General features: G+C 41.3%; 24 protein-coding genes, 1 tRNA gene and 1 pseudogene. 9 read left to right on the top strand and 17 right to left on the bottom strand.

Translation table 11 applies throughout. The features are described from left to right. Nucleotides 1–62: 62 nt before the first annotated feature. The 8 genes from ACFFRD_RS25190 to typA all read right to left on the bottom strand — a co-directional run bounded on the left by ACFFRD_RS25190 (nucleotide 63) and on the right by typA (nucleotide 5,831). Entirely contained in the window at nucleotides 63–449 is a 387-nt protein-coding gene (locus ACFFRD_RS25190; RefSeq protein ID WP_392478189.1) for a type II toxin-antitoxin system VapC family toxin, read from the bottom strand. Continuing rightward, complete coding sequence (locus tag ACFFRD_RS25185; RefSeq protein WP_392478187.1) at nucleotides 446–673, bottom strand: type II toxin-antitoxin system Phd/YefM family antitoxin; 228 nt, start codon at nucleotides 671–673, stop codon at nucleotides 446–448. The genes ACFFRD_RS25190 and ACFFRD_RS25185 overlap by 4 nt, the downstream gene beginning before the upstream one ends. A gap of 69 nt (nucleotides 674–742) precedes the next feature. Then, entirely contained in the window at nucleotides 743–946 is a 204-nt protein-coding gene (locus ACFFRD_RS25180) for a hypothetical protein (protein WP_392478186.1), read from the bottom strand. A gap of 107 nt (nucleotides 947–1,053) precedes the next feature. Further along, nucleotides 1,054–1,311, bottom strand: coding sequence for a hypothetical protein (locus ACFFRD_RS25175; protein WP_392478184.1), 258 nt, complete (start codon nucleotides 1,309–1,311; stop codon nucleotides 1,054–1,056). After that, entirely contained in the window at nucleotides 1,295–1,570 is a 276-nt protein-coding gene (locus ACFFRD_RS25170; RefSeq protein WP_392478182.1) for a BrnT family toxin, read from the bottom strand. The genes ACFFRD_RS25175 and ACFFRD_RS25170 overlap by 17 nt, the downstream gene beginning before the upstream one ends. 85 nt (nucleotides 1,571–1,655) lie before the next feature. After that, complete coding sequence (locus tag ACFFRD_RS25165) at nucleotides 1,656–1,892, bottom strand: hypothetical protein (RefSeq protein ID WP_392478180.1); 237 nt, start codon at nucleotides 1,890–1,892, stop codon at nucleotides 1,656–1,658. 267 nt (nucleotides 1,893–2,159) lie between these two features. Continuing rightward, entirely contained in the window at nucleotides 2,160–3,740 is a 1,581-nt protein-coding gene (locus ACFFRD_RS25160; RefSeq protein WP_392478178.1) for a DUF4435 domain-containing protein, read from the bottom strand. A 300-nt stretch (nucleotides 3,741–4,040) separates the two neighbouring features. Next, the gene (typA, locus tag ACFFRD_RS25155) at nucleotides 4,041–5,831 is read right to left on the bottom strand and encodes a translational GTPase TypA (protein WP_114085145.1); all 1,791 of its coding nucleotides are present in this window, start codon (nucleotides 5,829–5,831) and stop codon (nucleotides 4,041–4,043) included. A gap of 799 nt (nucleotides 5,832–6,630) precedes the next feature. Here typA and ACFFRD_RS25150 point away from each other — a divergent pair. The 3 genes from ACFFRD_RS25150 (at nucleotide 6,631) to ACFFRD_RS25140 (ending at nucleotide 10,872) form a co-directional block, all read left to right on the top strand. Then, entirely contained in the window at nucleotides 6,631–8,001 is a 1,371-nt protein-coding gene (locus tag ACFFRD_RS25150) for a protein kinase (RefSeq protein WP_392478176.1), read from the top strand. A 72-nt stretch (nucleotides 8,002–8,073) separates the two neighbouring features. Next, nucleotides 8,074–9,540 (top strand): ABC transporter substrate-binding protein, encoded by a 1,467-nt coding sequence (locus tag ACFFRD_RS25145; protein ID WP_392478174.1) that lies wholly within the window; start codon nucleotides 8,074–8,076, stop codon nucleotides 9,538–9,540. A 279-nt stretch (nucleotides 9,541–9,819) separates the two neighbouring features. Next, nucleotides 9,820–10,872 (top strand): hemerythrin domain-containing protein, encoded by a 1,053-nt coding sequence (locus tag ACFFRD_RS25140; protein ID WP_392478173.1) that lies wholly within the window; start codon nucleotides 9,820–9,822, stop codon nucleotides 10,870–10,872. Nucleotides 10,873–10,953: 81 nt separating this feature from the next. On the opposite strand, the gene ACFFRD_RS25135 is transcribed toward ACFFRD_RS25140, so the two are convergent. The 7 genes from ACFFRD_RS25135 to ACFFRD_RS25105 form a co-directional block, all read right to left on the bottom strand. After that, nucleotides 10,954–12,138, bottom strand: coding sequence for a M20 family metallopeptidase (locus ACFFRD_RS25135; protein ID WP_392483163.1), 1,185 nt, complete (start codon nucleotides 12,136–12,138; stop codon nucleotides 10,954–10,956). 191 nt (nucleotides 12,139–12,329) lie between these two features. Further along, entirely contained in the window at nucleotides 12,330–12,893 is a 564-nt protein-coding gene (locus tag ACFFRD_RS25130) for a pentapeptide repeat-containing protein (protein WP_114085149.1), read from the bottom strand. 417 nt (nucleotides 12,894–13,310) lie between these two features. Next, on the bottom strand, nucleotides 13,311–15,071 hold the full coding sequence (locus ACFFRD_RS25125; RefSeq protein ID WP_392478171.1) for a serine/threonine protein kinase: 1,761 nt from the start codon (nucleotides 15,069–15,071) through the stop codon (nucleotides 13,311–13,313). A 123-nt stretch (nucleotides 15,072–15,194) separates the two neighbouring features. After that, nucleotides 15,195–15,383 carry a 30S ribosomal protein S21 gene (gene rpsU, locus ACFFRD_RS25120; RefSeq protein ID WP_012407716.1) on the bottom strand — a complete coding sequence of 63 codons (189 nt, stop codon included), beginning with the start codon at nucleotides 15,381–15,383 and terminating at the stop codon, nucleotides 15,195–15,197. Nucleotides 15,384–15,492: 109 nt separating this feature from the next. After that, nucleotides 15,493–15,813 carry an RNA-binding protein gene (locus ACFFRD_RS25115; RefSeq protein ID WP_012407715.1) on the bottom strand — a complete coding sequence of 107 codons (321 nt, stop codon included), beginning with the start codon at nucleotides 15,811–15,813 and terminating at the stop codon, nucleotides 15,493–15,495. Between the two features lie 447 nt (nucleotides 15,814–16,260). Continuing rightward, nucleotides 16,261–17,880 (bottom strand): tetratricopeptide repeat protein, encoded by a 1,620-nt coding sequence (locus tag ACFFRD_RS25110; RefSeq protein WP_392478169.1) that lies wholly within the window; start codon nucleotides 17,878–17,880, stop codon nucleotides 16,261–16,263. Between the two features lie 18 nt (nucleotides 17,881–17,898). Then, a complete protein-coding gene (locus tag ACFFRD_RS25105) occupies nucleotides 17,899–18,126 on the bottom strand; it encodes a hypothetical protein (protein WP_392478168.1) in 228 nt (75 codons plus the stop codon). Between the two features lie 818 nt (nucleotides 18,127–18,944). Between ACFFRD_RS25105 and ACFFRD_RS25100 the strand changes: the two genes are divergently transcribed. Continuing rightward, on the top strand, nucleotides 18,945–19,127 hold the full coding sequence (locus ACFFRD_RS25100) for a CsbD family protein (RefSeq protein WP_174710102.1): 183 nt from the start codon (nucleotides 18,945–18,947) through the stop codon (nucleotides 19,125–19,127). A gap of 323 nt (nucleotides 19,128–19,450) precedes the next feature. Here ACFFRD_RS25100 and ACFFRD_RS25095 read toward each other — a convergent pair. After that, a pseudogene (locus tag ACFFRD_RS25095) lies at nucleotides 19,451–19,768 on the bottom strand (transposase); the annotation flags it as partial. Between the two features lie 209 nt (nucleotides 19,769–19,977). Here ACFFRD_RS25095 and ACFFRD_RS25090 point away from each other — a divergent pair. Both ACFFRD_RS25090 and ACFFRD_RS25085 read left to right on the top strand, forming a co-directional pair. Next, nucleotides 19,978–20,133: a hypothetical protein gene (locus ACFFRD_RS25090; protein ID WP_392478167.1), complete on the top strand. Its 156-nt coding sequence runs from the start codon at nucleotides 19,978–19,980 to the stop codon at nucleotides 20,131–20,133. Nucleotides 20,134–20,310: 177 nt separating this feature from the next. Further along, a complete protein-coding gene (locus tag ACFFRD_RS25085; RefSeq protein ID WP_392478166.1) occupies nucleotides 20,311–20,709 on the top strand; it encodes a transposase in 399 nt (132 codons plus the stop codon). A 109-nt stretch (nucleotides 20,710–20,818) separates the two neighbouring features. On the opposite strand, the gene ACFFRD_RS25080 is transcribed toward ACFFRD_RS25085, so the two are convergent. Next, nucleotides 20,819–20,891 (bottom strand) — tRNA-Arg (locus ACFFRD_RS25080). A gap of 357 nt (nucleotides 20,892–21,248) precedes the next feature. Between ACFFRD_RS25080 and ACFFRD_RS25075 the strand changes: the two genes are divergently transcribed. The 3 genes from ACFFRD_RS25075 to ACFFRD_RS25065 all read left to right on the top strand — a co-directional run bounded on the left by ACFFRD_RS25075 (nucleotide 21,249) and on the right by ACFFRD_RS25065 (nucleotide 23,919). Continuing rightward, nucleotides 21,249–21,908, top strand: a complete 660-nt coding sequence (locus ACFFRD_RS25075; RefSeq protein ID WP_114085157.1) for an Npun_F0813 family protein — start codon at nucleotides 21,249–21,251, stop codon at nucleotides 21,906–21,908. Between the two features lie 139 nt (nucleotides 21,909–22,047). After that, a complete protein-coding gene (locus ACFFRD_RS25070; protein ID WP_012407575.1) occupies nucleotides 22,048–22,899 on the top strand; it encodes a hypothetical protein in 852 nt (283 codons plus the stop codon). A 21-nt stretch (nucleotides 22,900–22,920) separates the two neighbouring features. Further along, complete coding sequence (locus tag ACFFRD_RS25065; protein WP_147262571.1) at nucleotides 22,921–23,919, top strand: transposase; 999 nt, start codon at nucleotides 22,921–22,923, stop codon at nucleotides 23,917–23,919. Nucleotides 23,920–23,988 lie beyond the last annotated feature (69 nt).

Here is a 23,988-nt window from a genome sequence, read left to right as displayed (position 1 = left end):
CATGGCTTGTGCCTGATGTCCTTATCGAAACCGCTCTAAAATTCGGTTGACTGCGGTGCAATTTACCACAATATCTGCACAGGATACTTTTCAAACACGCTATCTCTACTAATTACAGGTATGCTCTCCACCAAACTTTGAGAAATTATGAGCCGATCAAATGGATCTTTATGATAAAAAGGCAGCTTTGCTAACTCATCTAAATGTTCTGGTCGTATTTCAAGCAATTCGATAGCGTTACCATAAACCTGTTGCTTAACTAACTCAGTAAAAGTCATTTCCAGTTTTAGCTTGTCGATACTGACCTTGATAGAAATTTCCCAAAGACTCGCAATACTCAAAAATCTTTGATTTCCCCGATCTTCAATCAGGTTTTTTGCTGTGCCACTGAGATTGAAACTGCCTTCAATAAACCATAAAAACGTATGGGTGTCGAGCAGGAGCTTCATGGAGCGTATTCCTCAAAATCTGCCAACGGCTCATCAAAATCATCTGACATTTTTACCAAACCCCTAGCACTACCAAACTTGGGGCGTGCTTCTACTCCACCAAGTGGCACAATTTTGAAAGATGTCCCATCATTGCGCGTGATGATGACTTCTTCTCCACCAGCCACCTCTTCAATTAATTCTGCTAGGCGAGTCTCAGCTTCTTTCAAGTTAATTTGGTGCATTGATAGTCTTTACCAAAACCAGATGTTTTGAATATAACTTTTTCGTCAGTTATTGGCTCAAGGAGCTTTTCATGTGGTAATAAAGACGGAATGCGATCGCCTAGCTTCCCGTAGGTATTGCTTTCTATAAGAATTTTTGTGGATCACAAAATCAATAAAATCGGTCACTTCTTGCAGGAGTGGTTCAGAAAGTTGCTGCAATTTTGCGTTAGCGAAGCTCGCCGTTCGCGTAGCGTCTCGTAGAGAAGGCATCGCAGTTTCACGAATAGCCATCACAATTACATTATGCAAAAATTTTTATTCTGCTAGTTTACCATCTGAATAATTCTCTATCAGATTACCTGCCTGCTGTCTCAATGACTGCCCCTTCATAAATTTGCTCAAATAATCTGATCTGATCCAGATCGGGTCGTTGTGTTGGGCTGCTGGCGCTGGGCGACCTGGATTAACAACCTTAATGCCTCATTCACTGCTTCATCGTTGGGAAAAGCTTGGGCAACATCGGGATCTAAAAGTACTAGGTTCGTTTTTGTACGATACCGTTCAACATATTTACCTCTAACCCCGCTTGCCATTTGAGCAAAGTCGTACTCAGGACGTAATTCATCTTCCATTTCGTTTTCAACTTCCTTGTTCATAAAACCTCTTCTCTTGGCGAGTAGCATTTCGGGCGCTGATAATTCGTATCTTTTCCCCTCTATCAGTATGTGCAACAACTAAAAGTTGTTCAAACCTAGATAAGCCAATAATAACGTAGCGGCTTTCTCTAACGGAGTGGTCAGGATCAGGAAAAGTTACGGATAGCGGGTCATTAAATACGGTTGCAGCTTCCTGAAAAGAAACACCATGTTTCTCAAGGTTTAATGTCGCTTTATCTGGATTCCATTCAAATTCCATTTACAAATCTCTTTGCCTTTCCTTTCGAGAGTTTAACAGGCTGTTTGTTGATCAAAAGCCAGAACGACTTCTGCATCGCACAGGATCATAGCTCTAACCCTTGTTGCTGATAGTTGCTGACTGCTTCAGGTGGAGATACCTCTAGGGAATCCACAGCCTCAAACCATTGTGACCATTTTTCCACAAGTGGTTCATCAGGCTGACTGTCAGCAATTTTAACTTGATGTTTGTGGATCACAAAATCAATGAAATCGGTCACTTCTTGCAGGAGTAGTTCGGAAAGTTGCTGCAATTTTGCGATCGCAGTTTCACGAATAGTCATGATAATTGCCTTTTTCAGTCCTCTTCATTTTTACTCAAGGATTTAACTAAATGCACGGCAAGGGCGATTGCACTATAAATCTATACTATGGTTTGGCGATCGATCGCACTGTAAAAATTTTTGTTGCTTGATGATCGCTTTTGACCCATAACTTCTTAACTGTGCCCTCTTTAATAACTTGGCAGGCTTAAGGTTGCCCATCACCTGCCGCAGACAAGGTATCTATAAAAACGATAAATTCTTGACAGTCGTGTGCATGAGGCGTTGTTATATCTCTGGTACAAACTGCCGAAGTCCGTTTATCACCTGCTCTCGATCATTGGAGTTGAGCATACGAAGGACGAGTTTTTCGTAACCATTGCGACCAAGCTCGAAAATCGAGCAAACATTTGATACAAGTCCTTTGTTATTGTAGTACTTCAATATTTCGTTCAGATTACCAGAAGCAGCTAACCTAATGTACAAATTAAGATTGTCTGTGTATGTCACATCGATATTCAGTGCAGCAGTGGCATTTACAACAGAGGCCTTTATTGCCTGAAGCCCAACTGACTTAGTATCAATCTTACGTAGGTTGTTCTCAATTGCCCTGTATGTTCGCAGCGAGGCTTGACGCTCTACCTCTTTGTTAAGAAGTCCTCTCGCCATCTCGGTTGCACGAGTAACAACATCGTCAGAATCAAGGCGTTGGTTTGTAGCTATGAGGCGTAACGTTTCCTCATTAAGTAAAATGTTTTCGATTTCTGCGACATCAATACAAAATACGTCATCAATTGAAAGTGATTGTATTTCATCATCCGTTCGATAATCTCTATCGATGAGTCCAAAAACTTTTACATGATGAAAAGACGAATTAAGCCTAAGAGCGCGAACTGATTCAATGACACTCTGACAGCCACTTCGAGGTACGACATTATAATTTCTGTAAATTGATTGATATATCGAATGATCTTTCCCTCCCTTTTCGCCTTCAACAAAAATAATTGTTCTGCGATTACCAAGCAACTCAAGCAATAGGCTTTCAGGGAACTCATCGACCTCTGGAACTTCTTCCCATACCCATTTGTTAGTACCGTCGAACTCTTTAACCCATATACTTGTTGTGCTAACACGTGTAGAAGCAAAATTGAGGTCGTGTGTAATGTATACGAAAAGGCAGTCCGGCTTTGCTTCCTCAAGCTTATTCCATAGAGATTGCATTATGGACGTGTGCAAATGTATTTCGGGTTCATCAATCACTAATATCGAACCTGGAGGAGCGCATAGACACTGCCCCATTAAATACAGCGCCACTTTTTCACCGTCACTCATTTGTTTTCCGTGGTACTCGGTGCCATAAGTAACGTCTTTGACGCTTACCTTTCCATCCTCTAAAAAAACTTTTCTATGAGGGAGAATTTCTTCCCATAGTTTGACTAGAACATCAATTGGAGCATCTGGCACAGGAATATACATCCGCTTTATACGTGTTTCCGCAGTGTGCTTTCTATCCCGATCCGCACTTCGTGCAAACAAATTGGAAAGGACTTTTCCGTAGTCATTCTGGAGGTAAGTTTCGGGGTTGTTTCCCCAACGGTGCCCCCATTTATATTGATTACTGGCGTACTTTGAATTTTCATTCCCCCAAAGTAAATCATTCAGAGATTGCTCAAGAGATTTGACTACCGCATATTCAGGAAGATCTAATGCTCTTTGGGCGGATATACGATGAACAATAACATCGTTGTCAGTATTCTTCTCTATCCACGCTCCAAGCCTGCTTTTCCCTGAGCCATTAGCCCCTACAATAACTATCGATCCGTTGTGTTTTATCTCAACTTTATTCCCGATTCCATCTGGTGTAGGCAAGTATAGCCTTGGTTGTGTAGACATATGTCTTTTTCTAATTTCAGTTGCGTAGTATCAAATATGATATAAATATTACTTGGTTTAGCTAAATTTCCTGTATATTTACTCTATTTGTTAGACTATCAATCAATAATTTTTTTGAAAAAATTCCATTTCAGGAAATTTTGTTACAAGTTTTTGAATATCCCGCTTTGAAATAACTTATGTAAAAGCTGCTTTATCAGATGCATGATGCAATGTAACTAACAAATAAAAAAGCCCGCTAATGCGAGCTTTCTAACTAAAATAACAAACTTTAACTTACCGTTTCGCCAACTTCTTCGACATCTTCCGCAGACGAATAGACTGTGGTGTAACTTCCACCAATTCATCGGGGCCAATGTATTCCAAAGCACGCTCTAGGCTCATATCTATTGGTGCTTGTAATTGAACCAATTCATCGCCACCAGCAGCGCGGTGGTTGGTTAACTGCTTGGTTTTACAGATATTCAATTCCAAATCTTGGGAACGATTGTGTTCTCCCACGATCATGCCTCTGTAAACCTTTGTGCCGGGAGTAATAAAGAATGCTCCTCTATCTTCGGCATTTCTCATGGCGTAGAAGGTAGAAACGCCTTCTTCAAAGGAGATTAAAACACCTTTGTTACGGGCTTCAATATCGCCACTGATTTGACGGTAGTCTAAGAAACTGTGGTTCATGATGCCTTCACCACGAGTCATCCGCATGAATTCACCCCGGAAACCAATCAAACCACGGGCGGGAATGACAAACTCTAACTGGGTGCGATCGCCACTACCTGGTTGCATATCTTGCATTTCGCCTTTGCGTTGTCCCAGGCGTTCAATACAGCTACCCACACCATCAGCAGGAATGTCTAATACCAAAAGTTCAAAGGGTTCGCAAGGTTGACCGTTGATTTCGCGGTAAATTACCTGTGGCTGAGACACCTGAAACTCGAAGCCTTCCCGACGCATGGTTTCAATTAAGATACCTAGGTGGAGTTCTCCACGACCGGAAACGAGGAATTTATCGGGAGAATCGGTTTCTTCGACACGCAAAGCAACGTTGGTTTCAAGTTCGCGGAAAAGGCGATCGCGTATTTGTCTTGATGTCACCAACTTACCTTCTTGACCAGCAAAGGGCGAATCATTTACCCAGAAGGCCATTTGCAAGGTTGGTTCATCCACTTTAATTAGTGGTAAAGCTTGCGGTTCATTGGGGTCAGTAATCGTTTCCCCAATATAAGCATCAGCGAAACCAGCTACCGCGACAATATAACCTGCGGTTGCTTCTTCCATCTCTACGCGCTTCAATCCATCGAAGCCCATCAATTTGGTAATTTTGCCCTTGACAATAGTACCATTCTCTGTTACTAAAGCAGCTTGCTGCCCTGCGCGGATAGTACCGTTGTGAATTCTGCCAATCACAATCCGTCCTAGATATTCAGAATAATCTAGGGTTGTAACTTGCAATTGCAGAGGCTTATTGCTGTCGCCTACTGGTGGTGGAACGTGTTGCAGAATCGCATTAAACAGGGGTTGCATATCTACCGATTCTGCTTCCAAGCTTTCCTTAGCGAAACCTCCCATACCGGAGGCAAACAGATAGGTAAAATCACACTGGTCTTCATCTGCCCCTAATTCCAAGAACAGATCCAATACTTTATCGACAGCAACGTGGGGGTCAGTTTGACCACGGTCGATTTTGTTGATGATAACGATGGGGCGTAGCCCTTTTTCTAAAGCTTTTTTCAGAACAAAGCGCGTTTGGGGCATGGGGCCTTCATTCGCATCGACAATCAGAAGACATCCGTCAACCATGCCGAGTACACGTTCGACTTCGCCACCAAAGTCAGCGTGTCCAGGAGTATCAACAATATTGATTAGTGTTTCTTTGTAGCGAACTGCTGTATTTTTGGACAGGATAGTAATACCCCGTTCCCGTTCTAGGGCGTTGGAGTCCATAACGCAATCCGGAACGTCTTCGCCTTCGCGGAAAATGCCGGATTGTTTGAGGAGTGCGTCAACCAGCGTAGTTTTGCCGTGGTCAACGTGGGCGATAATGGCGACGTTGCGAATTGGGAGCGTCATAGAAGCTTTTGGTGAACTCTAGAGGGGGTTTTTAGATTTACATTTGAATGCTAGGCTGTTTTAACAGAATTGGGGATGATCAGCAATTTCTGTAAAGAACCTTTAACAATTCTAGCGTAATCGTCACAATTGCGGTGAGGTTTGTCAAGGTTGCATAAGAGAGAAAGTTAGGTAGGGTGAATATTTACTTAGCGTTGAATTATTTACCCGATTTTATTAGAAGATTTAACCGAATGTAGTTTAACAGTGGGTAAATGTCTGTTTAAAACTTCTAAGTACAGATTTGCATTAATTCTTAGCGGTTTTAAATTAAACCAGATGCATTTCGCCTTACCACAGGGTAGGGACGCTGGGAAAGGTACGCAGAGTTTTTCAAGAGGATTCGCTATGAACTTATGAAATTATGTACGATTAAGATATATTCTCTTCTGTAAATTAGTCTACCTTGTGCGATATTTGACATCAGCATTTTGGAGTTTTGAATAATAGCTTGGTTATGAGGACAGCAATTACAGAGTGATAAATATACAATTCAAAAATTACGTAAAGTTGGATTTGGTATTACGTATGCAAAATACCAGCGTGTGCATTACCTTGTCATAAAAACTTTGAATTCTAAAGTGCAATGCCGCTCCATTTTGCTAAGTTTCAACAAGATTTTTTAATAAGGCGATAAAACTAGCCAATATTTTACAGCAATTACAATAAGTGTCCATGTAGAAACGTTGCAGTACAGAGTTTATACGGAATTCAAGGTATAATTTAAAATTAATAAACTGACAGCAATAAAATAATTAGTATGATCTGCTGCCTAAACCCCAATTGCGAGAATCCCCAAAATCCTGATGGGACAAATTACTGCCTCAGTTGCGGGACACAGTTGCGATCGCTACTCAGAAATCGTTACCGCATTATCGCACCGTTGGGGAGAGGAGGGTTTGCACGCACATACGTAGCAGAAGATATAGACAAGCTAAATGAACGATGTGTTGTTAAGCAACTGGTTCTCAGTCAATTTTATGGCAGTCAAGGTACTCACGCACATCAAAAAGCAACTCAATTGTTTGAACGAGAGGCAAAACGTCTACAAGAATTAGGGGAACATCTACAAATTCCCAATTTGTATGGATATTTTAAGGAAGGTGAATATCTGTATTTAGTACAGCAGTTTATCGAAGGTCAAAATCTGTTGCAGGAGTTAAAAAAATACGGTTTTTTTGATGAAGGTAAGATTCGATCTTTTTTGAATGATTTATTATCTGTGCTGGTCGCCATACATCAACAGCAAATAATTCATCGAGATATTAAGCCAGAAAATATTATTCGCCGTAAGAGTGATAATAAGTTAGTACTAATTGATTTTGGGGTTTCAAAGCAAAAGGCGGAAACTACAACCACTGCAATTGGGACAATTATTGGTTCATTAGGTTACGCACCAATTGAGCAAATGCAATTTGGGAAAGTTTTTCCTTCCAGTGATATGTATAGTTTAGGCATAACTTGCTTTCATCTACTAACAAATATTTCTCCATCGAATTTCTGGCTCAAACAAGGCTATGGTTGGACTTCTAGTTGGCGAAAGCATTTGACACAACCCATAAGTCAAGAATTAGAATTGATTTTGGATAAATTACTCCAAGAAAATCATGAGCAGCGTTATCAGTCTGCACAGGCTGTCTTACAAGACTTGAATAATCTACCACCACTAAGGCATACATTACCTCCTACAGTCATTTCACCTTCTAAACTATTAGAGTCACAATCACAAACTCAACAAAAAACAACTGGATATTTACCACGATTCTCTAATAGCAAATTATTCTCTGGAGCCATAATTACAGGTTCAGGTAGTTCATTGTTAGCGATCGCACTTATTAGTTTTTTAGGCACTACTTGGATTAGCTCTGGATTGTGGCTGCTAATTTTAGGAGGGGTAATCTTAATTCAATCTCGTTCGCTTTTGGAAAAAAGTTATTTAATTGTGATTGCTATCATAGCAAATTCACTAATTGTCTTGACTTTCAAAAACTTGCTCACAAATAATCTTCTCCAATCTGGAGTTAATGGACTTTTGCTTGTAGTATTGCTAGTTTTTCTTGCAGGTCTTTTGACGCTTATCATTGTGGGTATGTCAGAAATAATAAACAAACTTATTTCTAAATATTTTTAAAATTTAAGTATAGGTTAATTTTTCACTAAACCTTGATTTTTAATAAGCTTTGTATAACTTGGAGTATTATTCATGACAAATAAAAAAGAGAACCTGAAGTTGCTTATTTCTTTGGGGCTGGCTGGAGTAATGGTAGCAGCTATTTTGTGGGCAATTAAGCAACTTTCTTCTAGTATCATAATAACATCATTAAACAACCCTACATCTAGTTCAAGTGAAGTTAAGAATAAGCCTCCATTGATTAATTTGGGTACAAGAATTTTGTTGAAAGTGCAAACATACCCTGATAAAACAGATGGGGTTAAAGCTTTTGAGCAAAAAGATTTTACCACTGCTGTTCAAAAGTTTAGCGCTTCCTTAAAAAATAATCCTAATGACCCAGAAACTCTAATTTATTTAAATAACGCTAAAATTGCACGAGATAAGTATAGCGCTCTAAAAGTTGCTGTGATAGCATCAATTAATTTTGACTCTAATTTATCAGAAGAAATTTTGCGTGGTGTAGCTCAAGCTCAAAATGAAATTAATAACCAAGGAGGAATTGATGGTAAGAAGCTACAAATTGTAATTGCTAGTGCTGAAAATAGAGAAGATTTTGCACGATTAGATAATGAATTATTTCAAGACAAAAGTATCGTGGCAGCAGTGGGAGTTAGACGTAATGCTGCAATTTATAATGAAAAGCACTTGGTGTTAGTATTTCCTGTCGAGCGCCCAACTCAAATGGAAAATCAAGAAAAGCTAGATAATAATGCACTAAGTAGTGAGGCAAATAGTTCCACAACTAATTACTTATTTCATGTAAATCCGCTATACGATAATTTAGTAGATACTCATGCTCGCTACATTGCTCGACAGGGAAGAAATGTTGCTATTTGTGGCGATATTCGTAGCTCAAGAGATAATTCAGGTTCCTCATCTAATCAGATACTTGTAGAACAGTACACTCAAGCTCTCCAAAAATATGGAAGTAAGGTTATTAACACGCCTTGCAATTTGGCAGACAAAGATTTGGACTATAAAGCTTTTGTAGATAAAGCTATAGAAACAGAAAACGCCAGTGGCTTTTTACTATTACCTTCAGTCAGAAATATATATTTTGCCACCAAAGTAGCACAAGAGGTTAAAGGCAGAAAACCTCTCTTTGCTTCCGAAACTATGTACAGTTCAACAACTTTGCAAAATGGCACGGATCTCGAAGGAATGGTACTACCTGTGTATTGGCATCGTGATGCTAATAAAGATAATCCATTTGCAGAAAATGCCTTTAAGCTTTGGAATGCAAGGGTAAATCAGAGAACAGCCGGAGCTTATGATGCACTCCAAGTAATTATCACTGGCTTGAAACAAGATAACACCCGCGAAGGGTTGCAAAAGGTATTGTCTAATCGTGATTTTTCAACTTCTGGAGCCACAGGAATGATTAAGTTTTCGCCTTCAGGTGAGCGCCAAGGAGAAGCTTTACTAGTCAAAATCGAGCGTTGTGGGCGTTGTTCTTCTGGAACTGATTATGATTTTGCCCTCTTGAATAAGAAGTAATTTTTTGATATGAATTTTCATTCCAGAGATATAGATTGCTTCAAAATTAGCTAATTTGTTTATCTGTTCAATTTGGATGTAATACTAAATATTTGTCCCTAATTTAAAACTATAAATCTGGGCGATCACTTTAATTTGTATTTCTGTTGTGTAACGCTAAACTTTTTTCTACCCACCGTTGCGAAAGCTATCACTCAAAAGAAAGAGGGAATCTCTCTAAGCTATGTGTCAAGGTTATATCAGTAATAACTACGAACACTTTGCCGAGGAGAACTACGGATGGTAGCTACTTTAGATGATACGAAACGCAATGCTATTGCTGTGAAATTGGCGAGTATCAAAGCACTTCAACAGTTGGTTATCGAAAATGAACAATCGCTTTTGAGAGAAGGACTCGATGCCGAAGTTGCTGATCGCATCCGAAATTTCCTCAAAGATGATGAAAAAAATCTTGGCGTTCTCGAAACTGTAATTGGTCAGTATGGGATTCAGGCTGAACCCAAAAAAAATGTTACACAATTCATTGAAAAAGCTCGCGAATTGTTCAAAGGTTCTGAGTTGAGCCTGTATGAAAAAGTATCTCAGCATGAATTGCTGAAGCATCAACTAGTAATGAGTGGCTTGATAGTTCACAAGGCTGCTCAAAAAGTTGGTGCTGATGTGTTGTTAGCGATCGCACCTTTGAATACCATTAACTTTGAAAACCGCGCTCATCAAGAGCAACTCAAAGGTATTTTAGAAATCCTTGGTGTCCGCGAACTCACTGGACAAGATGCAGATCAAGGAATATGGGCACGTGTTCAAGACGCTATGGCCGCGGTCAGTGGTGTAGTAGGTAGCGCTGTCACCCAAACCAGCGACAAAAAGGATCTGAATATTCAAGATGCCCTTCGTCTCGATCACAACAAAGTAAATACCTTGTTCACCGAATTACTACAAAGTAACAATCCACAAAAGATTCAAGAGTACTTTGGTCAAATTTACAAGGATTTAACTGCCCACGCTGAAGCTGAAGAGGAAGTAGTCTATCCAAGAGTACGTCCTTTCTACGGTCAAGATAACACCCAAGAACTGTTTGACGAGCAAGCGGAGATGAAGCGGGTGTTAGAGCAAATTAAGGCTATCAGCCCTTCTTCATCTGAATTCAAAAATCAAGTTAGACAGCTTATGGAAGCTGTTGGCGACCACATTCGTCAAGAAGAAAGCACAATGTTTGCTGCTATTCGTAACAACTTGAGCAGCGATCAAAGTGAACAACTGGCTACTGAATTCAAAGCCGCTAAGACCCGAATTCAACAAAAGTTAGGTGTTGTTAGCGAATCGAATGTGTAGGATGATTTCGAGCTTTCTATATCAGCTAAACAAGGTTAATTAAACAAAAGCTCCCAGTCCTCATGTGCTGGGAGCTTTTGTTTAAAAATTTTGCTGACAGTATTTATAAGCGGTGTATGCCATAGTTACAACCCCAGTGATAATGGCAGATTCATCGACTTCAAATTGGGGATGGTGTAATGGGTGGTTAATGATTCTTTCTTTGTAGCCGACACCCAAACGAAACATGGAACCAGGGGCGTGTTCCAAATACATAGAGAAATCTTCAGCACCAAGGGAAGGTTCGGGTAAAACTTGAACGCGATCGCTACTCCACGCTTCTTCTGCGGCTGATTGTAACAATTGTGTCAAGGCATAATCATTTTGAACGCTGGGTACACCCTGGCGATAATTGACTTGATAGTTTGCTCCGTAGGTCTGGCAAACACTAGATACAATGTTTTCAATCCAGTTCGGGAGATGGGCGCGAGTTTCGGGATGGAGCGATCGCACGGTTCCCAATAATTGCACTTTATCAGCAATTATATTCGGCGCTCTGCCACCATTAATCTTCCCGATACTCAATACTACAGGACGCAAAGGGTTCTGCGTTCGGCTGATGGCTTGTTGCAATGCGGTAATCACTTGGCAAGCAATCCAAATTGCATCAATGGCCTCATGAGGACGCGCCCCATGTCCAGATTCTCCCATAATTAGAATTTCTAAATCATCTGCGGCTGCTGTTAAAGCCCCGTAACGCACGCCAATAGATCCTGCGGGTATAGAAGGGAAAACATGAACCCCTAAGACAGCTGAGACGTTTTTCATCGCCCCATCTTTCACCATCCAGGTTGCCCCTTGAGCAATTTCTTCGGCTGGTTGAAATAGAAACCGCACTTTCCCACCCAATTCCTCTGCCATTTGGGATAGAACCATCGCTGTTCCTAACCCCACGGTGGTATGAACATCGTGACCACAAGCGTGCATAACACCCTCTGCGCGAGAGGCATATTCCAAATTTGTGCCCTCTTGAATTGGCAAGGCATCCATATCGGTGCGAATTGCCAATAAACGGTCATTTTGACCAGTGCCTTGGAGTTCTCCAACTACGCCCGTCTTGCCAACTCCCTCTTGTACGTGCAAACCACTGGAAGACAAAACACCAGCTACGAAGGCTGCTGTTTGGTACTCTTGACCACTGAGTTCTGGATGAGAGTGGATGTGGCGGCGAATTTCAATCAAGCGAGGCGCTAGTTTTGTTGCTAAGTCTTTAATATGGGTAAGCATCGATTCAATTAATCTACAAGCTTTTTTCCCATGATAAAGAACCATTAACAAACAAAATGCTTTTGCTATACCAGGATAGGTGAAGGGGCTGGGGGCAGGAGGCAGAAGGCAGGGGTCAGGGAGGAGAGGGAGATTAATTAATAACCAATGCCCCATTCCCCATTCCCCATTCTCAATTCCCAATTCCCCATTTATTTTGAATAACAGGTTGTGCCTAGAGTATTTTCGGGTTTAAACTCGTTACATTCTCTGGGATTTTGACGTTCTAAAGACCAACCATAGGGCTTATCGGAGGTGACGACACCATTCGCCATAGTTGTTAGTCGGAAGTTAGCTCCCCGAAAGTTAGTAAACTGCAATTTAGCATCTTTTAAGTTTGCTGCTTCCAAATTGGCACTGATGAAACCGGCATAAGATAAATCAGCGTTTTCTAGAGATGCTGATTTCAAATTTGCTCCGGTTAAGGAAGCACCTATAAGATTGACCGAATTCAGAATCGCACCTTCTAAATTTGCACCAGTGAGATCGGCATTGGTAAGATTAGCTTTAGATAATGTTGCACCACTCAAGTCAGCCCCTCGCAAATTTGCTCCAGTTAGATTCAGTTGAGTTAGGTCAGCACCATTCAAACTACACCTGGGACAGGCATTTGTTGCCTTCAACTGATCTAAATCTAGTTGATTTAACGCCAGGGCCTGCTCTGCAAACCCAAAACAAGCTAACAAAACGACGGTAGCAACAATCTTAAATTTCATATTTTTTACAGATATCTACAAAAATGACAAGTTACGCACATTGCGTACTGTCATACTTACATATACCGCTTCTCTAGGGAAGAACAGGGATGAAGCATTCATTAAGAAGCTGTAAAAATACTATAAATTCTAGTCGTAATACTACCCAAACTGAAATATAGGCTATAGAATCGATTCGTAAGGAACTATACCGAACCTTTTATAGACTACCATATATGTGATCCCCCTAGCTCGATGAAAAATACGACTAGGGGGATCTTGTTTTTGGGCATTGGGAATTAATTGGGAATGGGGAATTGGGAAGAGGACTTGGGGACAAGGAGAATTGGGGACAAGGGGAAAGACTTGTTTCAAGTTCTCACCTCTTGTCCCCTGCCCCCTTGCCCCCTGCTCCCTGCCTCCTGCCCCCTGCCTCCTTCACCGCCACCCTAAAAGGCGCAATCCAGGGACAATTAGGTAGTAACTCACTCCTAACCAGAAGCTGATAAAGAAGCCTAGAGAACCAAAAAAAATCAGAGGTAACTGTAACTCTGACCAGGCTGGTTGACTAGTAAATTGGAAGATCGGTGGTGCTAACCTCAAAAGAATCAAAAATGCGTAGGCGATCGCACTACCAAAGGCAGCTAACACGGCGTACACTATGTGATGGCTGCGAAGACCTAAGCTTAATGTGAGTAGGCAAGCTGCTACTAAAATCACTGCCACTAAGCCCTCGCCACTGTCTTTTGGTGTGATTAATTGCAAAATGAACCAGCCAAAGCCATAGCTAATCATACCCATCAGCGATGCTACTAAAAAGCGCCGCCGTTGACCAAAACACCCAGATACTGTCAGTCCCCAAGCGGTTCCCCAGCCTGCGGCGATGAATACCAAAAGATCTGCCCCGAAGACGGTTTGAGTATTTGGGATTAATTGGTTTAGCTGACTCGAAATAGATTCCACAACCCAACGCCCCAGGTTGGTGTGATATGCCAAAATAAAACCTGCGATCGCACCAAAACAAGCGCCAACATAAGCCAAAATCATCGCCCAAATCGTCGCCAAACAAGCTTGGAAAATTTTGATGATTGTCTGAGCGATAAAAATTACGGTTTTAGTTACAGCTTGGCTAAAGTTAGCTAAAACTTGTTCAATAGCTTGGATTAGCAGTGTAAATCTCTGGGAAACTTGCGTTGAAGCAAGCTTCCCCCGATCTTGCAGTTGGGCAAATAATCCCGGCGGCGGTAATGGTTGAGAAATCTTCGCCAACCGTTTTTGAATCATAGCTGCATTTACTGGACGCGATCGCACATCCTCCTGCACCATCTCATCTAGTAAATCTGCTAGTTGAGGGTTGACATTCGCCGCACTACGCCAGCGCAATTTCCCTGTTTGTTGATCTTCCAACTCTAGTGGGTATTTGCCTGTTAGCAGTTCAATCACCGTTCGACCAAGGGCATAAAAATCGGCACTTGGCCCGACAATACTTCCACTCACTTGTTCTGGTGGACTGTAACCAGAAGAAAATAATCGGGTGGAACTCGACTGAGAACGCAGCTTAGAGGGGCTAAATTGCTTTGCCCCACCAAAATCAATTAGTACCAGGCGATCGCCTTCTATTTGCCCTTGAGGTAGGCTGACAGTGGGCGAAGATGTGCCCAGCATTAAATTAGAAGGTTTAATATCCCGATGAATAATTTGACGTTTGTGTAATTCTTGTAAAATCTCTACAGTTTGGGCAAACCAGTTGACAACCAACTTCTCTGGACATCCTTGGGGAAACTTTTTTAATATCTCCTCTAAAGTCCGTCCATTGATTTTTTCCATTACCAGACAAGGTAGTTGGTGCGGCTTGGGGTTAAACAGTTGTACCTGAAAATACCCTTCAGCATCGACTGCGGGCACACCTGGATGCTGCAAACTAGATAAAACTGCCGCCTCTTGGGTAAATAATTCCAGTGCCTTTGGTGAATCTTCTACCAACACTTTCAGCACTTTCTCGGTTTGAGTTTTTTCATCCCAAACCGTGTAAATTTGAGCAAATCCTCCCGAACCTAATGGCTGAAGTGGAACATAGCGGTCTAACAACTCTAGCGGTGCGCCACAGCTGTTGCAAAATTTGTTTCCCCAAGGTTGGGGATAAGGACGTTGACAATCAGGATTTATGCAGTGAACCGCACTCTGAGTGATGTGGGACACAACCGCTACAATACAAAGGCTGACTTGATTTTAGCGTTTATTGAGGTTTCCTGATTTTTAAATAGGCAAAAGGAAAACCCTCATAGAATCTATGAAGGTTTTCTTTTATCGCTATGTCAGCCCTTAATTACGAAAACTTCTCTTACTCTGTCTGTGCTTGGCGACTTCTTTGCGCTTGCGTTTTTCTAAGGGTGTTTCAAAATGACGATGCTTTCTCATGTCTGGAAAAATTCCAGCCTTGGAAACTTCTCGCTTAAATCGTCGTAAGGCTGATTCAATGTGTTCATTGTCACCGACAATTACTTGGGTCATTATTTCTCCTACTAAGTTGACTTAATCAGGCGGGAACATTACAAAAAAAAGACAGACTGTTGTTTGTCTGACCTTAAGACTATTGGTAAATTTTTTTTGTTTCCAAAGTTTAGTAGCGTCCGCCGCGTCCGCCGCCACCGCCGTATCCTCCTCGGTTTCCACCAAAGGAACCTCTATCACCTCTATCTTCCTTGGGTTTAGCCTTATTTACTTTCAGGTCGCGACCCATCCACTCAGCACCGTCGAGAGCTTCAATGGCAGCTGTTTCTTCCGCTTCAGTTCCCATTTCCACAAAAGCAAAGCCTCGCGGACGACCTGTTTCACGGTCAGTAGGTACTTGTACTCGCTTTACAGTACCATATTCTGCAAAAATACCACTTAAATCTTCTTGTGTAACGTCATAAGAGAGGTTACCTACGTAAATTGACATCGATTCGCTCCAAAATCATCACTGTGTAGAGATTTTAATTTCTCTGAGAAGTCTGTAAATACTAAAAGGAAAAGCCTTTCAATACTAAAATCAAAGACGTCACTGAATTAACTCTCCTAAATCTAGGATGACATACGAGCCATCTCTCTGCATCCAGTAGATAGTTAACCAGTGATACGATCGCATTTACGCGATCGCCTGCCCCAGCTACCCTAAGTACAGCCCAACACAAGAAAGGGTTGGAAATGGAAGAAGATTAATTGTGTAGGGTGATCAAGGAAATCAGACATACAGGGGCACATCTTTAGAATATCCGAATTGAATGTTTGACTGCATTAACCATGAAGCATTACTCCAAAATTTTAATACGAAAGCCAAAGTCAAGCAACAAATAAAGGCTATTTCGGACTATACTTCTTTGGATAACCTGCTAGGTATGGGGCCAATCTAAAATCTAAAATTCCAAATTGTTTGACCTTTCCAAGCTGTTTGCAAGTCGGCTTTGACAATTTGAGCAGCGTCTTCTTTCCCCAATGCCTGCAAAGTTGCCTGTAAACCAAATAGAGAACGCCCATTATGGGGATACTTTTCTAGATCGGTACGAAAGACTTTCTCCGCCTCTTTATAATCACCCTTAGCCAAAAGTACAGCGCCCAAAGATTCCCGCGTGGGAAAGTACCAGTCTGGTGGTTCGACGTAATCGAGTGCATCTTCTGCTACTGTCGCTTTTTCTAGTAATTGAATGGCATATTCATAATCATTATTTTTTGTAGCAATTTTGGCATCGAGAACTTTTGAAGCAATGTCTAAAATGCGACTGGCGGGGCTTAATCCGATAGTTGCTTCGGTAGAAATTTCCTGCTTGGCGGTAAGTAATGCCCGACTTTCACTTGCTGCCTCTTCAAGTTTGCCTGTGGCAGCCATAGCCATACCGCGAGCAAAATGCCAAAGTGCTGTAGTAGTAGGCAATTTAACATCGGGAGCAGGAGTTTTTAAGATGGCATCCCAATCACTAAAGCGTGTCTGAATCAGCATTTTGCTGCCCAGAAATCCCTCAAGCATTGGTATACAAGGGTTTATAGCAGTAGCATTTGCGACTAATTTATCTGCGGCTTGGAGAGCATCTTCATATTTTCCTGCCATGCTGCTGGCCACCATGAGGAAATGTACGTTGTGGTTGTAGTACATCATGGGGTAAGTACCCTGGACTTGATATTTTTTGATGTAAATATCATCTTGAGCGATCGCCTGCTTGTTTGCCTGCATTGCCCCTTCATAATCTCCCACACGAAAGTAAATATGGGAAGGCATGTGTACTAAGTGTCCTGCTGCTGGCGCAAGGGTTCCTAGTCTTTTGGCACTGACAAGGGCCCTTTCTGGGGAAGGCGAGGCTTCCACCGCATGGATATAGTAATGATTGGCCCCCGTATGATTCGGGTTACGTTTGAGAACAGATTCTAAAATAGCCACAATTTTTTCTGTATCTGGCTGTGGCTTACCATCTTTAGTCCAGTGCTGCCACGGATGCAGATCCATCAAGCTTTCAGCATAAAGCGTTGCTGCATCTAAATCATCAGGATATAGCTCAACTAGGGTTGCCATTGCTTTTGCGTAGTCTACCGCTAGTTGATACAAGTCTGCACCAGGATCTTGGGAGTAACGTTTTGCTAAGGCGGTAATGTAGTCTCGTTCCTGGTTAGATGCTTTGGTGGAAAGTGCCAAAGCTTGCTGTACCGCTTGGTAAGCAGCTAATTCTCGATTGGGATCGATTTCTAAGTTAATATTAGGGCCTAGAGCCAGAGCAATACCCCAATATGCGATCGCTAAATGCGGATCGAGTTTGGCTGCGTGTTGAAAAGAACGCACCGCCTCATCATGGTTGAAAGCGTAAATTAAATTTAATCCCTGATCGAAAAACTCTTGCGCGTGAGCATTAGTAGTGGAAACTGGATGGTGGATTGCGCCAAGTCCAGATATTAAGGTGTAGGGTTGTCTTGCTTGAGCGATCGCCGCATTAGGAGCGATTAAAGAGAGTATAAGCACCCAAATTATAAATAAGTACTTCATTGTCTATATTGTTTTTCTTCAAGCTCTTTTTTTCTTAATATTCAAAAGCCACAGTTTTTCTAATGAAGCAATTTGCTTACTGAGAACAGCCGCACGGTGTTTCTTATAGATATTAAATCCTACAAACACAATCATTGTAATCAAAATAGAAAATCCGATGAAAATGTTAACAGATACATCAGTTTGCATCCGAGAATCTACATATTGGGAGTTAGAAGTTGGTTGAGTAGTAGAATTTGATTGCATAATAAATACCTTGATAAATAGAAATAAACGTAAACACTTGTTCCTGCTGTCTTTAGTGAGAAATTAGTTACAAGTTTTACTAGTGCGGTATGGCATAAATAACTATCCAGTTTAAAAAGGTAACAAAAGCTTGTAAATCAAGCTTTCTTTCCTGCTGTCTCTTTGAAGTTTCGTACCCTGCGGAAAGTCGCAGAAAAATCTACAGACTTCTCTCTGCTTTCTTGCACTAGCTAAACTACTCTTCAGTTAAAATTTGAAAAATTATGTTTCTTTCCGCTTAAGATTTGTGACAACACCACTTTTTTGGAACATCGAGTTTTGGGAGTAAGGGAAAAGCTTAAAAGGGAAAAACCTTATATATCAGGTCTTCCGCTCCTTTTCCCTTTAAGTAAGCAGTATTAGAATATTTTCTTATATCTCAACTATTTTGTTGTGCCAGATGTTTATAAGCGCTTAAAGTATAATAAATTACTTGTTTGTGCAGCAATACTGCTAACTCAAGTTGTGGTTTTCACATTCTGAGTATTTCTTAACCGCTAATTTAGGGTAGACATCTGCATCATTATCTAGCTAAAGTAGCAAATAATTTTCTCTCAAGATAGAACAATAGAATAAATCCTTTCTATCTTTTGGACATTATTTGAATTCTTCAAGATGAATTTAACCTTTAAATAACTATGTACAATGGACACAAATATTCTTCATAAAAACATCGTCAGGTAGAAGAATTAAAACTTGTCTAAAAGTAATATATAAACATTGCAACGCTTTCTTAGCAAGCAATAAATAATCACTAGTTAAGATAAGGAAAAAAGTATATGAGTATCGAAGATAGAGCAAAGGCTTTTGCAAAGAACGTCGAAGGAAAAGTACAAGAAGTTGTTGGTGAAGTAACTGGCAACCCTAATGATAAAGCTGAAGGTAAAGCTAAACAAGCTGAAGCCCAAGTTCGTCACACTGCTGAAAATATCAAAGATGAAGTAAAAAAGACTTTAGAATAGGCTGAACTTGATTTAGGAAGAAGGTGTAGGCTCAATAATTATTTCCTAAACCTTCTTCCTCTATTAAATATGTTTTTAGCTTGGTTTTTAGGCATTTTTAAAATACTGATTTCACAATACATTTTGCAACCTCTCATATATTTTAGGATCAGCCCTTTCAAGGTGTCTGTTTTTAGGTATTATTTTTGGGATAGAATTTTAGCTGTAGAAACATGGGATCGTTTGGAAGGATGAGTACGTTTTAGTATCCTTCTTGTCTTTTTTGGTGCGCGAAGGTGGGATGCTAATCGTCTTACCATGATCCGGATCATAGCAAGGTAGATAGGGCTTCGATGGCGCTCCTGCTCAATCCTTGTCCACTGACGCAGACTATCGTGAATTTTCAACCACGTTCCGTCTTTGCGCCATTTACGAAAATAGTTGTATACCGTTTGCCAGACGGGAAAGTCACCCGGTAGCGTAGGCGTAGCCCGCCGTAGGCATCGCTATCTAACTCCTTCTACTAGGACATAAAAAATTGCGTTCAGAACTTCCCACATATCAACTTCACGCTTCCGACCACCGGGTTTTTGTTCTGGAATCATACCACTGAGAAATTCATATTGAACATGGGTCAGATTGCTGGGGTATGCTTTACTCATGTTGCTCTCTCGGTGCTGTCTACTATCTATTCACAACGTATACTGAAAGAGCTTTTTTACCATCTCTCCGACTTTTCAAACAGCCTCTAAGTCTTGTTGAAAAATTACTGAAACAATATCGAAAGACTGGGAGTATTTCGCCCAAGATTCGCACACAACAAACACCAAGAAAGCTCTCGCAGGAAGAGTTAAACGTTTTGTCGTCAATTGTGTCAGATAATAATGATGCAACCTTGGATGAACTTCGTCTGCTGTTAGAACAGAAAACGGGAGTCTTGATTGGTCGCTCAACTCTAGATAGGATGCTGCGTCTTCTTAACCTAAATCTCAAAAAAAACACTATACCCAACCGAGAAAGAGAGTGACCGAGTTCAATCATTAAGAGTAGAATTTTGGCAAAAAGTTCAAGGAATTCTAGCTAAAAATCTTATCTTTATTGATGAATCCGGCATAAATTTATCTTTAGTAAGACTATTTGCCCGTGCGCCCAAAGGAAAGCAAGCGCGAGGTGAACGTCCTATTAAGCGAGGAAAAATGTCTCCTTGATTGGTGCTATCGGTTTTAGAGGTATAATTACCCAAATTAGTCTGATTGGTGCAACAGATGGACTCACATTTGAGGCATTTATCTCTCAAATATTAGTTCCAAAACTCTGGGAAGGAGCTTATGTGGTCATGGATAATTGCTCAATTCATAAAGGTAAAGAGATTGAAGCACTAATCCAAGCAGCAGGAGCAAAGCTCATTTATTTACCGCCTTACTCCCCAGATTTTTCACCAATTGAAAATTGCTGGTCTAAAATCAAGAACATACTACGTTCTATCGGTGCCAGAAATTATCCAGATTTAGCGAAAGCCGTTGAAGAAGCTTTCAATAAAGTATCTTTAAAAGATATCGAAGGCTGGTTTACTCATTGTTGTTACTGTACCTCACTAGACTAGGAAACGCTATATCACCTTTGTTCTTGGTATGATGCAGCAATAACGAACCCTCAAACGTGGAAATCATCATATCACTTCACACCGCTTGAGGGTTCATATTGAGTTAAAACGAGCGCGGCAGGGTTCGAACCTGCGACCGATTGCTTAGAAGGCAATTGCTCTATCCACTGAGCTACGCGCCCAAAACAAAATAATGGCTCCAGAAGGAGTCACCTAGACTATTATATCGTCTTTACTTACCAAGAAGCAATCAAAAATTGCAGATTTACCACTAGCAAGGCTAAGATGCTAGTCGCTAGCTAGTCAATTTACACCAAAAACGAAACAGATGGAGTATCGGTTTAGATATATTGAGTTGTCAAGGGGTTATTTGCCTGTTAACGCCAATGCCCTCTGGGTGGCTACCTTCGGGAAGAATCTGGCGATCGCTAGGCCCATTTTCACAGTACGCTAGGTAATTTCAGCCTTGGCGATACTGCCAAATGCCATTATATATTCCATATTAAGAGTGCCCCTGTGAGGAGTTATTTGCTAGTGCCATGTTTATTCTCAAACGGCAGGATGTTGAAATATCAAGCATTCAGCACCCAAAAAAGGATCAGCAGGTGCCGATCCTCAATTATCAAGGGCAGACTTTTCGCTTGATTAGTGTTTTCAAAGCTAGTCAAGAAGAAGAAGCTAGAGCCTTATGGAGAGAATTAACGGATAACCGGGGTAAAGCCTGTGTTTTGCTGGAGGAACCCGAACGCTTTAGCGTCTGGGGTAAAATCCGTTTAGAGCAGCTGGATAGTGATACAGGTGGTCATGGCAAAACGGCGATTTTAGTCCAAGCCAGTATTTTGCTGTTACAGGGTGTTTCTATCGACATTGAAGAGTTTTTAGGTGCTAAACAAGCTGCATTATTTGAAAAAGATATTGCGGAAGTATTAAAGCAAAAGCAATTTCCTCAAGCATCTTCCCTAGAAGCAGTTAAATATTTGGTATCTACCAATCCTTTGCCAACCGCCAAAATACCTGATTGGCAGGAAAATCATGTAGTTACTTTATTACAAGAACTGCATCGATTAGGAAAAGCATATTTTGGCAATGGCAATTTTACCAAACAAGTGATTTATAAGCTAGAAGATATGCCAGAAGCCGAGCGATTGCTATTTATCAGTTGGCTAAATCAATCGCCACTGGGTAAACTGTGGCAGTAGCATGGAAAATTTTAACAAAATTCCTGCCACTGGTACTTGCTTTTGGTGTCCGATTGTGTATTATCTGGCAGACACACTGCTACATATACAGTCCTTTAACTCAAAATACTGCCAGAGTGCATCTACATAGTCAATTCCTATGAATAACTCTTACGAGAATTCGTTCCTTTCTAAATCCATTTTCAATACTCAGAACATTGTCTTAGCTAATATTGGCTGGGCCGTACTAGCACTGCTATACTTTTTGTTGTTTAGTGCCAAAGTTCCCGGAGCTGATGGCATAGAAAGCCGGGCCGAGTGGTATGTGATTGGTACAAATATTTTTGAAGCTTTAGCTTATTTGGGTGCCAGTATCTTATGCTTGAGGAACTGGCTGAGTCCACAAATCGTCAGTGGGCGAAATGTCTGGCTCTTAATTGGGTTAGGTATGCTTTCCTATTTCGTTGGGGGGATAATTTTCGGATATACCGAAATAGTGTTAAAAGATGAACCAGATGTGTCTGTAGGCGATATATTTTTTGTACTCACTTATCTATTACTTGGCGCAGGCATGATTTTAGCTGTGGCTTCCAGGCGAATCAATCTGGAAAAATGGCAGTGGCTAATTGTGTTAGCAATTGCAGTATTCGGTAGTTTGTTGGCATGGTGGATTTCTATGCAACAGGAAACACCCTCAGAACTGCTAGTCGCTATTTTGAATTGGTTTTACGTAGTTAGCGATGTAGTTCTGTTAATTATTGCTACCACTCTGCTACTAGCCTTTTGGGGGGGAAGAGTTTCCCAGTCTTGGCGAATGATTGCAGCAGCGGCCTTTTCGCTTTACATTGCAGATATGTGGTTTAAATACGCCCAAGGCCCCAACTATCAAAGTGGGGAGATATTAGAAGTGTTTTGGGTGTTTAGTGGGGTGTTATTTGGCATGGGCGCTGTCTTAGAATATGACGCATCACTAAGACGAACGCGGCGTACCAGTGGACGTAAACGAGCTTAGTAAAGATTTTTGGTATCTACCGTGAGAAAACTAACAGACTCTGACAAGCAAGAAATTCTTAAGTTATATCGAGAGACTGCCGAAACAACCTCAACTTTGGCAGAACGCTATGGTGTGAGTAACTCGACAATTAGTCGCCTGCTCAAAAGCACTTTGCCAGAGGATGAGTATGAATACTTAGTCTCTTTAAAGCGGGCTGCGAGAACTCCTGAAGGCAGGGCGCAGGTAAGCTATGAGCAGTTACCATTGCTGACTCAACCGGAGCCGGAGATAGAAGTTCCACCCATCGAAAGCCCACCGTTGGAAGTGACAAAGGTTGAGCCGCAGCCACGTCGGGTAATTCGTGTAGAGCCGGAAGTTTACTCAGAGGAAACGGCAGAATCACTCGCTGCTAGTAGACGGGTGCGCCGTCGCCCCTCGGCGGCAGAAAAACCGAAGCTCCGAGTTACAGAGAAATTAGAAACTCCAGAGCAAAAGCCGCCGGAAATAGTCAGCATCTCCATTCCACCGCTAAAGGATAAACATCCAGGAGCGGCTGTCATCGCGCAGATGCTAGGCGAAGATTTGCTAGATGAATCGGAGGATTTGGATGATTTAGAAGATGATGATTTAGAGGATGACGACTTTGAGGAAGAAGACTTTGATGATGATGAACTGGATGACGAAAGACCTTTAGTCACAAAAAGAAGACCAGGTGAAGCATCAGTTCAAGTTTTACCTCTGTCGATAGCCAATTTGCCGAAAACTTGTTATTTGGTAATTGACCGTTCCTCGGAATTAATTACCCGACCCCTCAAGGACTTTGGTGATTTGGGACAAATTCCCAGCCTGGAAACTCAGCAAAGAACTCTGCCGGTATTTGATAATCATCGCGTCGCCAAGCGCTTTTCTACCAAGCGTGATCGCGTAATTAAAGTTCCTGATAGTAAAATGCTCCATAAGGCTCGGACTCATCTGCAAGCTAAAGGCATCACACGATTGCTGATTGATGGTCAGGTCTATTCTTTGTCTACGGTTTAGGATTAGGTATTGGGCATTGGGTATTAGGCATTGAGCATTGGTTATTCCCTTTGTCTTCTCACCCAGTCC

This window comes from Nostoc sp. C110 (assembly GCF_043099725.1).
GTDB classification, from domain to species: domain Bacteria; phylum Cyanobacteriota; class Cyanobacteriia; order Cyanobacteriales; family Nostocaceae; genus Nostoc; species Nostoc muscorum_A.
Note: the sequence above shows the minus strand (reverse complement) of the source record. Positions and strands in the feature narration are given on the sequence as shown.

Excerpts from the sequence above, each read along its gene's own strand:
- ACFFRD_RS25190 (WP_392478189.1), bottom strand. The coding sequence starts at position 449 with ATGAAGCTCCTGCTCGACACCCATACGTTTTTATGGTTTATTGAAGGC.
- ACFFRD_RS25185 (WP_392478187.1), bottom strand. The coding sequence starts at position 673 with ATGCACCAAATTAACTTGAAAGAAGCTGAGACTCGCCTAGCAGAATTA.
- ACFFRD_RS25180 (WP_392478186.1), bottom strand. The coding sequence starts at position 946 with ATGGCTATTCGTGAAACTGCGATGCCTTCTCTACGAGACGCTACGCGA.
- ACFFRD_RS25175 (WP_392478184.1), bottom strand. The coding sequence starts at position 1,311 with ATGAACAAGGAAGTTGAAAACGAAATGGAAGATGAATTACGTCCTGAG.
- ACFFRD_RS25170 (WP_392478182.1), bottom strand. The coding sequence starts at position 1,570 with ATGGAATTTGAATGGAATCCAGATAAAGCGACATTAAACCTTGAGAAA.
- ACFFRD_RS25165 (WP_392478180.1), bottom strand. The coding sequence starts at position 1,892 with ATGACTATTCGTGAAACTGCGATCGCAAAATTGCAGCAACTTTCCGAA.
- typA (WP_114085145.1), bottom strand. The coding sequence starts at position 5,831 with ATGACGCTCCCAATTCGCAACGTCGCCATTATCGCCCACGTTGACCAC.
- ACFFRD_RS25150 (WP_392478176.1), top strand. The coding sequence starts at position 6,631 with ATGATCTGCTGCCTAAACCCCAATTGCGAGAATCCCCAAAATCCTGAT.
- ACFFRD_RS25145 (WP_392478174.1), top strand. The coding sequence starts at position 8,074 with ATGACAAATAAAAAAGAGAACCTGAAGTTGCTTATTTCTTTGGGGCTG.
- ACFFRD_RS25140 (WP_392478173.1), top strand. The coding sequence starts at position 9,820 with ATGGTAGCTACTTTAGATGATACGAAACGCAATGCTATTGCTGTGAAA.
- ACFFRD_RS25135 (WP_392483163.1), bottom strand. The coding sequence starts at position 12,138 with ATGCTTACCCATATTAAAGACTTAGCAACAAAACTAGCGCCTCGCTTG.
- ACFFRD_RS25130 (WP_114085149.1), bottom strand. The coding sequence starts at position 12,893 with ATGAAATTTAAGATTGTTGCTACCGTCGTTTTGTTAGCTTGTTTTGGG.
- rpsU (WP_012407716.1), bottom strand. The coding sequence starts at position 15,383 with ATGACCCAAGTAATTGTCGGTGACAATGAACACATTGAATCAGCCTTA.
- ACFFRD_RS25115 (WP_012407715.1), bottom strand. The coding sequence starts at position 15,813 with ATGTCAATTTACGTAGGTAACCTCTCTTATGACGTTACACAAGAAGAT.
- ACFFRD_RS25110 (WP_392478169.1), bottom strand. The coding sequence starts at position 17,880 with ATGAAGTACTTATTTATAATTTGGGTGCTTATACTCTCTTTAATCGCT.
- ACFFRD_RS25105 (WP_392478168.1), bottom strand. The coding sequence starts at position 18,126 with ATGCAATCAAATTCTACTACTCAACCAACTTCTAACTCCCAATATGTA.
- ACFFRD_RS25100 (WP_174710102.1), top strand. The coding sequence starts at position 18,945 with ATGAGTATCGAAGATAGAGCAAAGGCTTTTGCAAAGAACGTCGAAGGA.
- ACFFRD_RS25075 (WP_114085157.1), top strand. The coding sequence starts at position 21,249 with ATGTTTATTCTCAAACGGCAGGATGTTGAAATATCAAGCATTCAGCAC.
- ACFFRD_RS25070 (WP_012407575.1), top strand. The coding sequence starts at position 22,048 with ATGAATAACTCTTACGAGAATTCGTTCCTTTCTAAATCCATTTTCAAT.